Origin of the sequence: Streptomyces sp. AK010, from assembly GCF_014207295.1 — a bacterium.
GTDB classification, from domain to species: domain Bacteria; phylum Actinomycetota; class Actinomycetes; order Streptomycetales; family Streptomycetaceae; genus Streptomyces; species Streptomyces massasporeus.
On sequence record NZ_JACHCX010000003.1, the window covers coordinates 295,011 to 307,929 of the forward strand.

Consider the following 12,919-nt stretch of genomic DNA (forward strand, 5'->3'; position numbering starts at 1 on the left):
TTTTCTTGTGCTGAGACCCGCTGAGACCCGCTGAGGCCCGCCGCGGTCCACTGCGGTCCGCCGCGGTCCACTGCGGTCCACCGCGGTCCACTGCGGTCCACTGCGGTCGGCTGTGCCACAGGACCGCGTTCCGGTCGCCGCAGCAGCCGTGCGGCCCGGATTCCGGGCTGCCGAGCCCCCTCACCGGCTCCCTCCGCGCGCACCCCGCCGCAACCCCGCCGCAACCCGCTGTTCGATTAATCGCCGGGTTACGGCCTCCCTCCACAGATTCGGGGACTTTCTGCCGTCCACACCCTGGGGACCGGGGAGTTGTCCAGATCGTGTCCACAGCAGCCCTTGTTGAAAGGCCATCAGACCAGCTCAGGTGGTTGTGGATTCGTGGACAAAGGATCTCCACAGACTGTGGACGACGAGATGATCCACAGGCTGTGCACCGAGTTGTCCACCGGCCGCCCACAGGCTGGGGTCAGTTGTCCCCAGCGATCGATGGCTTCTCCACATGCCTGTCCACTGTTCGGCAACACGACGCGCCTCCTCACCGGGTCGAGTGAAAGGCGTCACACAAAGGTGCCGGGTTGGGCTGTGGGAAAGGTGGGTAAAGCTGGGGACGGCGCTGGGGAGAACTCGCCTCACCCTGTGCACGGCGTGTGCAGAACTTTCTGTTCTCCACAGATACGCCCGGTTGTCCACCGCCTCCACCCACAGGACCCGTGGATAAAATTCCCGCCCTGAGCTGGGCAAACGAAGTTATCCACGGTATCCACAGCCCCTACTACTACTCCCGACTAGAGAGAGCTGGGAATCCGTTTCGAAGGGGGCCCTGTGCACAACTCGCTCTTCGGTGCCCGGCCGCCCCTCGTCACGACTTGACCCCGAGAGGCACCTACTGTCAGTGCCGTGCGTCAGACTGGTCCCCGGTGTCCTCCCCGTCACAGGGACCGTCGACACCGAGACAGACGACGAGGGCCAGGCAGAGCGAGAAGCGCCGGCAACAGCAGGAGGCGGCAACAGTGAAGATCCGGGTGGAACGCGACGTACTCGCGGAGGCAGTGGCCTGGGCGGCACGCAGCCTCCCGGCCCGTCCGCCGGCGCCTGTCCTCGCCGGCCTGCTGCTGAAGGCCGAGGAAGGCCAGCTGAGCCTGTCCAGCTTCGACTACGAGGTCTCCGCACGGGTGTCCGTGGAGGCCGAGGTCGACGAGGAGGGCACGGTCCTGGTCTCCGGCCGCCTGCTCGCGGACATCTGCCGCGCGCTGCCGAACCGGCCGGTGGAGATTTCCACAGACGGTGTACGGGCGACCGTGGTCTGCGGCTCGTCCCGGTTCACACTCCACACCCTGCCTGTGGAGGAGTACCCGGCCCTGCCCCAGATGCCGAACGCGACGGGCACGGTCCCCGGCGAGGTCTTCGCCTCCGCCGCCTCCCAGGTCGCCATCGCGGCCGGCCGTGACGACACGCTGCCCGTCCTCACCGGTGTCCGCATCGAGATCGAGGGCGACACCGTCACGCTGGCGTCCACCGACCGCTACCGCTTCGCGGTCCGCGAGTTCCTGTGGAAGCCGGAGAACCCCGACGCCTCGGCCGTCGCCCTGGTGCCCGCCAAGACGCTCCTGGACACCGCCAAGGCCCTGACCAGCGGCGACCAGGTGATCCTGGCGCTGTCCGGCTCGGGTTCCGGCGAGGGCCTGATCGGCTTCGAGGGCGCCGGTCGCCGTACGACGACCCGCCTGCTGGAGGGCGACCTCCCGAAGTACCGCACGCTGTTCCCGACGGAGTTCAACAGCGTCGCCGTCATCGAGACCGCCCCCTTCGTGGAGGCCGTCAAGCGCGTGGCCCTGGTCGCCGAGCGCAACACCCCGGTGCGGCTCAGCTTCGAGCAGGGCGTGCTCATCCTGGAGGCCGGTTCGAGCGACGACGCACAGGCAGTGGAAAGGGTTGACGCCCAGCTCGAGGGCGACGACATCTCGATCGCCTTCAACCCGACGTTCCTGCTGGACGGCCTGAGCGCCATCGACTCCCCGGTGGCCCAGCTGTCGTTCACGACGTCCACCAAGCCCGCGCTGCTCAGTGGCAAGCCGGCGCTGGACGCCGAGGCGGACGAGGCCTACAAGTACCTGATCATGCCGGTGCGCCTCAGCGGCTGAGCCCGCCCGAGGGCCGGTGAGACGCCGAGGGTCGCCAGCGGTTGTCCACAGGCTGAGGACAAAGTCGCAGGTGAGGGCGTACGACTGAGCGCGTATGCCCACAGATGTGCGCGAGCGTCCGGGTTTAGGCTCGGACGCGGGTACGAAAGTGCCTCGCGGTACGCACGTGCCGCCACGCCACGTCGCAGAACCTAAGGAACACAACTGATGGAGCTCGGTCTCGTCGGCCTCGGCAAGATGGGCGGCAACATGCGCGAGCGGATCCGCCGCGCAGGTCACACCGTCCTCGGATACGACCGCAACCCGGACCTCGCCGATGTCCACAGCCTGGAAGAGCTTGTGAGCAAGCTCAGCGGCCCGCGCGTGATCTGGGTGATGGTCCCGGCCGGTGAGGCCACGCAGACCACGGTCGACCAGCTCGCCGAGCTGCTGGAGCCCGGCGACGTCGTCGTGGACGGCGGCAACTCCCGCTGGACCGACGACGAGAAGCATGCCGAGGAGCTGGCGGCCAAGGGCATAGGTTTTGTCGACTGCGGTGTCTCCGGCGGCGTCTGGGGGCTGGAGAACGGCTACGCGCTGATGTACGGCGGCGACAAGGAGAACGTCGCCAAGGTGCAGCCGGTCTTCGACGCGCTCAAGCCGGAGGGCGACTCCGGGTCGGTGCACGCCGGCAAGGTCGGCGCGGGCCACTTCGCGAAGATGGTCCACAACGGCATCGAGTACGCGATGATGCAGGCTTACGCCGAGGGCTGGGAGCTGCTGGAGAAGGTCGATTCCGTGACCGACGTCCGGGAGGTCTTCCGCTCCTGGCAGGAGGGCACGGTCATCCGCTCCTGGCTGCTCGACCTCGCGGTCAACGCGCTCGACGGGGACGAGCACCTCGACGAGCTCCGGGGTTATGCACAGGACTCCGGCGAGGGACGCTGGACTGTGGAAGCGGCCATCGACAACGCGGTGCCGCTGCCGGCGATCACCGCGTCGCTGTTCGCGCGGTTCTCCTCCCGCCAGGAGGACTCGCCCCAGATGAAGATGATCGCGGCGCTGCGGAACCAGTTCGGCGGCCACGCGGTCGAGAAGAAGTAACCGAGTACCGAGGGAGGTCGGCGAAACGACCATGCACGTCACGCATCTGTCGCTGGCCGACTTCCGCTCGTACCCCCGGGTCGAGGTTCCGCTCGACCCCGGGGTGACGGCCTTCGTCGGGCCGAACGGGCAGGGCAAGACCAATCTCGTCGAGGCGGTCGGCTATCTCGCCACCCTCGGCAGCCACCGGGTCTCCTCCGACGCCCCTCTGGTCCGCATGGGCGCCGAGCGCGCGATCATCCGGGCCCAGGTCCGGCAGGGTGAACGGCAGCAACTGGTCGAGCTGGAGCTGAACCCGGGGCGCGCCAACCGGGCCCGGATCAACAGGTCCTCGCAGGTCAGGCCACGGGACGTGCTGGGGATCGTGCGGACCGTGCTGTTCGCGCCCGAGGATCTCGCGCTGGTCAAGGGCGACCCCGGTGAGCGGCGGCGCTTCCTCGACGAGCTGATCACCGCGCGCTCCCCGCGCATGGCCGGGGTCCGTTCCGACTACGACCGGGTGCTCAAGCAGCGCAACACCCTGCTGAAGTCGGCGGCGCTGGCCCGCCGGCACGGCGGTCGCACCATGGACATGTCCACCCTGGACGTGTGGGACCAGCATCTCGCGCGCGCGGGCGCCGAGTTGCTCGCCCAGCGCCTGGACCTGATCGCCACGATCCAGCCGCTGGCCGACAAGGCGTACGAGCAGCTCGCCCCCGGCGGCGGCCCGATCGCGCTGGAGTACAGGCCGTCCGCGCCGGGCGAGGCGCAGACCCGCGAGGACCTCTTCGAGCAGCTGATGGCCGCGCTCGCGGAGGCCCGCAAGCAGGAGATCGAGCGCGGCGTCACCCTGGTCGGCCCGCACCGGGACGACCTCCAGCTCAAGCTCGGCCAGCTCCCCGCCAAGGGCTACGTCTCCCACGGCGAGTCCTGGTCCTATGCGCTGGCGCTGCGCCTGGCCTCGTACGACCTCCTCAGGGCGGAGGGCAACGAGCCGGTGCTGGTGCTCGACGACGTCTTCGCCGAGCTGGACACCCGTCGCCGGGAGCGCCTCGCCGAGCTGGTCGCGCCCGGCGAGCAGGTCCTGGTGACGGCCGCGGTCGACGACGACGTACCGCATGCGCTGTCCGGGACGCGGTTCGCCGTGTCCGAGGGGACGGTCGAGCGCGTATGACGGAGAACACATCCGGCGGCGCCCCCGAGCCGTCGAATCCCCCCGAGCCTTCCGGCGTCGACCTCGCGCGCGTGGCGCTGCGCGCCGCCAAGGACGCCGCACGCGCGCGTGGGGACGCGGCGCAGCAGAAGAAGCAGGCGCGCCGCGGTGGTCTGCGCTCCGGCGCGCGCGCTGACGGGCGGGACCCCATGGCGCTCGGCTCCGCGATCAGCCGGCTGATCACCGAGCGCGGCTGGGAGGCGCCGGCCGCGGTGGGCGGTGTGATGGGCCGCTGGCCGCAGATCGTCGGCGAGGACGTCGCCAAGCACTGTGTGCCGGAGAGGTACGACGAGGACGAGCGTGTGCTGACCGTGCGCTGCGACTCGACGGCCTGGGCGACCAACCTCCGGCTGCTCGCGCCCACGCTGGTCGCGCGCCTGAACGAGGACCTGGGCCACGGCAGGGTGACGCTGATCAAGGTGCAGGGCCCCGGTGGCCCGGCCCGCCGCTACGGCCCGCTGCGGGCCCCCGGCAGTACCGGTCCGGGCGATACCTACGGCTGATCCGCACCGGTTTACCGCCCGTCGACAGCACGTGACTGACATCACATCAAGGGTATCCTTCCGCTCTTTCGGAGCGTCGGCGGCCCCTTCGTCGTGTGCCCGCACACGGTTGCGAATCGCGACCTGACTCCGAAGTAGCCAAGGGTTGACGGCCGGAAGCGCTGAGTGCCTCTGTGAGCCTCTTGGAGCCCCCATCCGCATATCGGGAGTCGGACAAGACCCGTCGAGGGCGGCACATGCGGACTCAGGTACCGGCAAACCCCCATCAGTGTCAGTGCTACCGGTAGACTGGAAGCAATCCCGCCCCACTCGCTGGGGACCGTCCGGGAAAAGCTGAGCAACGCTGATCAAGGCTTACCAACGCAACATGCCGCAGCCGCTCCGGCAACCCGCCGACGAGCCTGGCTCGTGCTGTGCCAGAAAGGGCGCTTCGTGGCCGATTCCGGCAACCCCAACGAGAACATTCCGTCCACCGACGCCGGTACCACCGGCGCGGTCACCTCGTCGAACGGCGAGGTGACCGCCTCGTACGACGCCAGCGCCATCACCGTCCTCGAGGGTCTGGACGCGGTCCGCAAGCGACCCGGTATGTACATCGGCTCGACCGGTGAGCGCGGACTCCACCACCTGGTGCAGGAGGTCGTCGACAACTCCGTCGACGAGGCGCTCGCCGGGCACGCGGACACCATCGACGTCACGATCCTCGCCGACGGTGGCGTGCGGGTCGTCGACAACGGCCGTGGCATCCCGGTCGGCATCGTCCCCTCGGAGGGCAAGCCGGCCGTCGAGGTCGTGCTGACGGTCCTGCACGCGGGCGGCAAGTTCGGTGGCGGCGGCTACGCGGTCTCCGGCGGTCTGCACGGCGTGGGTGTCTCCGTCGTCAACGCCCTGTCCACCAGGGTCGCGGTGGAGGTCAAGACCGACGGCCACCGCTGGACGCAGGACTACAAGTTGGGTGTCCCCACGGCCCCGCTCGCCAAGCACGAGGCCACGGACGAGCACGGCACCTCGGTCACCTTCTGGGCCGACCCGGACATCTTCGAGACCACCGACTACTCCTTCGAGACGCTGTCGCGGCGCTTCCAGGAGATGGCGTTCCTCAACAAGGGCCTGCGCATCAACCTCACCGACGAGCGCGAGTCGGCGAAGGCCACCGCCGGCGCGGACGAGGCGGGCGAGGACGAGAAGCACGAGGTCAAGAGCGTCTCGTACCACTACGAGGGCGGCATCGTCGACTTCGTGACGTACCTCAACTCCCGCAAGGGAGACCTGGTGCACCCCACCGTGATCGACCTCGAGGCCGAGGACAAGGACAAGAGCCTGTCCCTCGAGGTCGCGATGCAGTGGAACGGCGGCTACACCGAGGGTGTGTACTCGTTCGCCAACATCATCCACACCCACGAGGGCGGTACGCACGAAGAGGGCTTCCGTTCCGCGCTGACCTCGCTGATCAACAAGTACGCGCGCGACAAGCGGCTGCTGCGCGAGAAGGACGACAACCTCACGGGTGACGACATCCGCGAGGGTCTGACGGCGATCATCTCGGTCAAGCTGAGCGAGCCCCAGTTCGAGGGCCAGACGAAGACCAAGCTGGGCAACACCGAGGTCAAGACCTTCGTGCAGAAGGTCGTCTACGAGCACCTCACGGACTGGCTGGACCGCAACCCGAACGAGGCCGCGGACATCATCCGCAAGGGCATCCAGGCGGCCACCGCGCGCGTGGCGGCCCGCAAGGCCCGTGACCTCACCCGCCGCAAGGGCCTGCTGGAGACGGCGTCCCTGCCGGGCAAGCTCTCCGACTGCCAGTCGAACGACCCCACCAAGTGCGAGATCTTCATCGTCGAGGGTGACTCCGCCGGCGGCTCGGCCAAGTCCGGCCGCAACCCGCAGTACCAGGCGATCCTCCCGATCCGCGGCAAGATCCTGAACGTCGAGAAGGCGCGGATCGACAAGATCCTGCAGAACCAGGAGATCCAGGCGCTGATCTCGGCCTTCGGTACCGGAGTCCACGAGGACTTCGACATCGAGAAGCTGCGCTATCACAAGATCATCCTGATGGCCGACGCCGACGTCGACGGCCAGCACATCAACACCCTGCTGCTGACCTTCCTGTTCCGCTTCATGCGGCCCCTCGTCGAGGCCGGGCACGTGTACCTCTCCCGCCCGCCGCTCTACAAGATCAAGTGGGGCAAGGACGACTTCGAGTACGCGTACTCCGACCGCGAGCGCGACGCCCTGATCGAGATGGGCCGCAACGCGGGCAAGCGCATCAAGGACGACTCGGTGCAGCGCTTCAAGGGTCTCGGTGAGATGAACGCCGAGGAACTGCGCATCACGACCATGGACCAGGAGCACCGCGTCCTCGGCCAGGTCACCCTCGACGACGCCGCCCAGGCCGACGACCTGTTCTCGGTCCTCATGGGCGAGGACGTCGAGGCCCGCCGCGCGTTCATCCAGCGCAACGCCAAGGACGTCCGCTTCCTCGACATCTGAGTCGGTCTCAGCTGACCGCATCAGGAAGGATCTTCACCAGCAATGACCGACGAGAACACTCCCGTGACGACGCCCGAGGGTGACGCCCTGGCCATGCGCGTCGAGCCCGTCGGGCTCGAGACGGAGATGCAGCGCTCGTATCTCGACTACGCGATGTCCGTCATCGTCTCGCGTGCGCTTCCGGACGTCCGCGACGGCCTCAAGCCCGTCCACCGCCGCGTCCTGTACGCCATGTACGACGGCGGCTACCGCCCCGAGCGCGGCTTCTACAAGTGCGCCCGCGTCGTCGGCGACGTCATGGGCAACTACCACCCGCACGGCGACTCCTCCATCTACGACGCGCTGGTGCGCCTGGCCCAGCCGTGGTCGATGCGCATGCCGCTCGTCGACTCCAACGGCAACTTCGGCTCCCCGGGCAACGACCCGGCCGCGGCCATGCGGTACACCGAGTGCAAGATGGCGCCGCTGTCGATGGAGATGGTCCGCGACATCGACGAGGAGACCGTCGACTTCACGGACAACTACGACGGCCGCTCCCAGGAGCCGACCGTCCTGCCGGCCCGCTTCCCGAACCTGCTGATCAACGGCTCGGCCGGTATCGCGGTCGGCATGGCCACCAACATTCCGCCGCACAACCTGCGCGAGGTCGCGGCCGGCGCCCAGTGGTACCTGGAGAACCCGGAGGCCTCGCACGAGGAGCTGCTGGACGCGCTCATCGAGCGCATCAAGGGCCCGGACTTCCCGACCGGCGCGCTCGTCGTCGGCCGCAGGGGCATCGAGGAGGCGTACCGCACCGGCCGCGGCTCCATCACCATGCGCGCGGTCGTCGAGGTCGAGGAGATCCAGAACCGCCAGTGTTTGGTGGTCACGGAGCTTCCGTACCAGGTCAACCCGGACAACCTCGCCCAGAAGATCGCCGACCTCGTGAAGGACGGCAAGATCGGCGGCATCGCGGACGTCCGTGACGAGACCTCCTCGCGCACGGGCCAGCGCCTGGTCATCGTCCTCAAGCGGGACGCGGTCGCCAAGGTCGTGCTGAACAACCTCTACAAGCACACCGACCTGCAGACGAACTTCGGCGCCAACATGCTGGCGCTGGTGGACGGCGTGCCGCGCACGCTGTCGCTCGACGCGTTCATCCGCCACTGGGTGACGCACCAGATCGAGGTCATCGTCCGCCGTACGCGCTTCCGGCTGCGCAAGGCCGAGGAGCGGGCGCACATCCTGCGCGGTCTGCTGAAGGCCCTGGACGCCATCGACGAGGTCATCGCGCTGATCCGGCGCAGCGACACCGTCGAGATCGCCCGCGGCGGCCTGATGAGCCTGCTGGAGATCGACGAGATCCAGGCCAACGCCATCCTCGAGATGCAGTTGCGCCGACTGGCCGCCCTGGAGCGCCAGAAGATCGTCCAGGAGCACGACGAACTCCAGGCGAAGATCAACGAGTACAACGAGATCCTCGCCTCCCCGGTCCGTCAGCGAGGCATCGTCAGCGCCGAACTGGCCGCGATCGTCGAGAAGTTCGGCGACGACCGCAAGACGACGCTGATCCCCTACGAGGGTGACATGTCCATCGAGGACCTGATCGCCGAGGAGGACATCGTCGTCACGGTCACCCGGGGCGGCTACATCAAGCGCACCAAGACCGACGACTACCGCGCCCAGAAGCGCGGCGGCAAGGGCGTGCGCGGCACGAAGCTCAAGGAAGACGACATCGTCGACCACTTCTTCGTGTCCACCACGCACCACTGGCTGCTGTTCTTCACCAACAAGGGCCGCGTCTACCGCGTGAAGGGCTACGAGCTGCCCGACGCCGGCCGGGACGCGCGCGGTCAGCACGTCGCGAACCTGCTCGCCTTCCAGCCGGACGAGGCGATCGCCGAGATCCTGGCGATCCGCGACTACGAGGCGGTTCCCTACCTCGTGCTCGCCACCAAGGCCGGACTTGTGAAGAAGACGCCTCTGAAGGATTACGATTCGCCCCGTTCCGGCGGTGTGATCGCCATCAACCTTCGCGAGGGTCAGGACGGTTCGGACGACGAACTGATCGGAGCCGAACTGGTCTCGGCAGACGACGATCTGCTTCTGATCAGCAAGAAGGCGCAATCGATCAGGTTCACCGCATCGGACGACACCCTGCGCCCCATGGGCCGTGCCACCTCGGGTGTCAAGGGCATGAGCTTCCGCGAGGGCGACGAGCTGCTCTCGATGAATGTTGTTCGACCCGGTACGTTCGTGTTCACTGCCACAGACGGCGGGTACGCGAAGCGGACCAACGTCGACGAGTACCGCGTCCAGGGTCGCGGCGGCCTCGGTATCAAGGCCGCCAAGATCGTCGAGGACCGCGGATCCCTCGTCGGCGCGCTGGTGGTCGAGGAGACCGACGAGATCCTCGCCATCACGCTGTCGGGCGGTGTGATTCGTACGCGAGTCAACGAGATCAGGGAAACCGGCCGTGACACCATGGGCGTCCAACTGATCAATCTGGGCAAGCGCGATGCCGTCGTGGGTATCGCTCGCAACGCCGAGGCGGGGCGCGAGGCGGAGGAGGTCGACGGCGACGTGGTCGTCGACGAGACCGCCGAAGGCGCCGTGACCACCGGCACGGACGAGGGTGAGGCGCCCTCGGCCGAGTAGGCACGAGGAGTGAGTCAGCGTGAGCGGAGCCACGGGCGCCGGACCGGCCGGAACCTCGAGGGGAACGGAAGCGGACGACGGCGGCCGTGGCTCCGCCGCGCGTGCGGCGGACCCGCACACGACCAACCTGAAGGCGATCAAGTCCCCGGCCAAGGACACGCCCTCGCCTGACGCGCAAGATTCACAGGGGGGAACTGTGACGGACACCCGAGGTCCGCAGACGCAGAAGAAGAAGCCCGGCACGGGCCCGTCCGCCTCCGCCGCGCAGCCGCAGCCGGCCGCGCAGGAGCCGGGCACGGCCTCGCCGCTGCCCGGGGAACGGCAGGCGCAGCAGCAGGCCGGGCCGTACCACCCGCCGCAGGCCTACCCGGCGCAACAGGCGGCGGCCGGGGCGGCCGGGGGCGCCGCTGCCGGTGCCGTGCGGCGTCCTCGTACGGGAGCGCGCACCACTCCGCGCGTCCGCAAGGCGCGGCTGCGGGTGGCGAAGGCCGACCCGTGGTCGGTGATGAAGGTCAGCTTCCTGCTCTCCATCGCCCTGGGCATCTGCACGATCGTCGCGTCCGCCGTGCTGTGGATGGTCATGGACGCGATGGGCGTCTTCTCGTCGGTCGGCGGCACGATCTCGGAGGCCACCGGCTCGAACGAGTCCAACGGCTTCGACCTGCAGGCCTTCCTGTCGCTGCCCAACGTCCTGATGTTCACGTCGGTCATCGCGGTCATCGACGTCGTCCTGGCGACCGCCCTCGCGACGCTCGGCGCGTTCATCTACAACCTGTCCGCGGGCTTCGTGGGCGGTGTCGAGCTGACCCTCGCCGAGGACGAGTGACATCACCTCTGTCGTTGCCCTGACGGTGCCCCGACAACCGATTTTGGGACTGCCCATGTCGTGCGCTAATCTTCAGGAGTCAGCGCGCGGGACACACCGCAGAGCGCGGCGGGGCTATAGCTCAGTTGGTTAGAGCGCATCCCTGATAAGGATGAGGCCACAGGTTCAAATCCTGTTAGCCCCACCAGCGAAAAGACCCCCAGTCGGTAGCGGCTGGGGGTCTTTCTCTTAGCTCACCACGGGGCGTGACCAGCGCCAAGGCCCGTCTCACCCGGCTGCGCTCCGCGCCGCCGGGCGCGCTACCCGGCTCTGGGCGAGTGGTGGGCTGAGGTGTTTCGCCGACCGCCGTGGGTTCCGACGTGGCACCTTGTCAGGGCAAAGATGATGAAGGGGTCGAGTGCCATCACGGGGATGGCCCACAGCGGGTAGTAGGGAACGAACATGAACTGGGTGATCAGGCTGGTACCTGCCGCCGCTGCACCCACCCCGCGCCCCCAGCTCTTGTCTGTCACGGCCCCGTGCCCGCCATGACAAGTGCCAGACCGACCACGATGTGAATCCAGCCCCGCGCGGTCAGGTCGAATCGAACCGATAGGCGTACTGGGAGGCGGCGAACAAGTTGTCCTTCGCGATGCCGGATGCCCCGTGAGAAATGCTGAGCGGCCCGCTGAGCATCATCACGGCGCCGGCGAAGAGAGACGCGCCGCTGAGTCCTTCGCTGTTGCCTGGCCCTCCGTGCCCTCCCCGTGTCCCGCTCGGTATCGCTGCCATGGCCGCCACCTTCCTGGACAACACGGTCGTCGGCGCACGACCCTGCTGCGACGCCGGCTACGCTCCACTGACAGGATCACCGCGATCTTTCGGACTCAGCCGTTTCCTGCCGTGGAGGACAGTCGTCAAGTGCGGCGTTGATGTCCGACATCAGCGTCCTCAGGGCATGCGTAAGCCCGGCCGCTCTGTCGAGCTGCCGGGCTTTGTACGCAGATCGCTTGGGTGGTCTTCCGGGGTTCAGCGCTTCAGGGGCGTGAGATGGTCCGCGTCGGCGTCGGCGTCCTCGTCGGTGCAGTCGGTGCCGGGGGAGGACACCGTGTCCGCGGGCGAGCGGTGCCGGCAACGAGGGGTCTTGCCGTGGGCCTCGGCTCGGATGCGCTGCTTCATCGTGGGGGGCAGGGCCCTGGGGGAGGACCAGGCAAACGTCGCCGGTGCCGCCGTCCGCTGCTGCGGGATGCTCGCGCCGTTGCTGTTGCTCTTCTGCTCGGTCTGCGGTACGGCCGCGGCGGCGGTCGTGGTGACGAGTCCGAGTGCCGTGCACAGCGCGATGAATGCGGTGACGATGGCGGTCCACACCTTCATGACCTTGTTCCGGGCCATGGCCCCTCACTTTCGGGTTGGGCGATTTGCGTACTTTCCTCATGATGTGTATAGGGGCCGAGAAGTGGTGGACCTACGCCCGTGGCGCGGCGATGTTCAGATGAACACCACCCGGATGGCCTCAAGAGCGGCGAAAAGGTAAGGAGACGGAGAAGGGAGGTCAAAGTAACCGTCCGTCGGGGTGTGATCACCCTCCGATCAGAGCGGTGCACTCCGCTTCTATCCCGGTCACAGGGACGAAAGTTGAGGGCCGACTCAGGTCACCGATCGGTATCGGTCGGTGTGTATAGTCGGGCGCCAGAGGTCCCCTACGTCAACGAAAGACGAGGTCGCGCGGTGAAGAAGCTTCTCCTGGTCGCACTGGCCGCCATCGGCGGGCTCCTCGTGTACCGCCAGATCCAGGCGGATCGCGCCGAGCAGGATCTGTGGACGGAGGCGACTGACTCCGTGCCCACGGGTTCGTGAGTCACGACAACCCAGACCGAGCACACCCCGGCCGCCTCGCGGTCGGGGTTTTGTGTGCCGAGGGCAGGTCGCGAACCCGGCCGGCGCGGCAGGATGGGCCACGGTGGCACGGCTTCGTGATCGGCGACGGTGAGGGGTGGCGCGTGAGGGGTCGGTGTCGTACGGGACGGTGTCGTACGGCGTGGGGGCTGCGCGCGGGGGCATGGCG

At 68.1% G+C, this 12,919-nt stretch carries 9 protein-coding genes and 1 tRNA gene; 9 read left to right on the forward strand and 1 reads right to left on the reverse strand.

The features are described 5' to 3' along the window. The first annotated feature begins 1,010 nt into the window (after positions 1-1,010). The 8 genes from dnaN to HDC93_RS07600 all read left to right on the forward strand — a co-directional run bounded on the left by dnaN (position 1,011) and on the right by HDC93_RS07600 (position 11,062). On the forward strand, positions 1,011-2,141 hold the full coding sequence (dnaN, locus tag HDC93_RS07565; RefSeq protein ID WP_097217913.1) for a DNA polymerase III subunit beta: 1,131 nt from the start codon (positions 1,011-1,013) through the stop codon (positions 2,139-2,141). Positions 2,142-2,348: 207 nt separating this feature from the next. Next, a complete protein-coding gene (gene gnd, locus HDC93_RS07570; RefSeq protein WP_185008434.1) occupies positions 2,349-3,224 on the forward strand; it encodes a phosphogluconate dehydrogenase (NAD(+)-dependent, decarboxylating) in 876 nt (291 codons plus the stop codon). A 31-nt stretch (positions 3,225-3,255) separates the two neighbouring features. Then, positions 3,256-4,377, forward strand: a complete 1,122-nt coding sequence (recF, locus tag HDC93_RS07575; RefSeq protein WP_185008436.1) for a DNA replication/repair protein RecF — start codon at positions 3,256-3,258, stop codon at positions 4,375-4,377. Then, positions 4,374-4,919, forward strand: coding sequence for a DUF721 domain-containing protein (locus HDC93_RS07580; protein ID WP_185008439.1), 546 nt, complete (start codon positions 4,374-4,376; stop codon positions 4,917-4,919). Before recF ends, HDC93_RS07580 begins: the two co-directional genes overlap by 4 nt. 432 nt (positions 4,920-5,351) lie before the next feature. Then, on the forward strand, positions 5,352-7,412 hold the full coding sequence (gene gyrB, locus HDC93_RS07585) for a DNA topoisomerase (ATP-hydrolyzing) subunit B (protein WP_185008441.1): 2,061 nt from the start codon (positions 5,352-5,354) through the stop codon (positions 7,410-7,412). Between the two features lie 42 nt (positions 7,413-7,454). After that, entirely contained in the window at positions 7,455-10,049 is a 2,595-nt protein-coding gene (gene gyrA / locus HDC93_RS07590) for a DNA gyrase subunit A (RefSeq protein WP_031105342.1), read from the forward strand. A gap of 19 nt (positions 10,050-10,068) precedes the next feature. After that, a complete protein-coding gene (locus tag HDC93_RS07595; protein WP_185008442.1) occupies positions 10,069-10,875 on the forward strand; it encodes a DUF3566 domain-containing protein in 807 nt (268 codons plus the stop codon). Between the two features lie 110 nt (positions 10,876-10,985). After that, a tRNA-Ile gene (locus tag HDC93_RS07600) sits at positions 10,986-11,062 on the forward strand. 821 nt (positions 11,063-11,883) lie between these two features. Here the strand turns inward: HDC93_RS07600 and HDC93_RS07605 are convergent. After that, positions 11,884-12,246 carry a DUF6344 domain-containing protein gene (locus HDC93_RS07605; protein WP_185008444.1) on the reverse strand — a complete coding sequence of 121 codons (363 nt, stop codon included), beginning with the start codon at positions 12,244-12,246 and terminating at the stop codon, positions 11,884-11,886. A gap of 336 nt (positions 12,247-12,582) precedes the next feature. Here HDC93_RS07605 and HDC93_RS37750 point away from each other — a divergent pair, with 336 nt between their 5' ends. Beyond that, a complete protein-coding gene (locus HDC93_RS37750; RefSeq protein ID WP_003999697.1) occupies positions 12,583-12,711 on the forward strand; it encodes a DLW-39 family protein in 129 nt (42 codons plus the stop codon). Positions 12,712-12,919 lie beyond the last annotated feature (208 nt).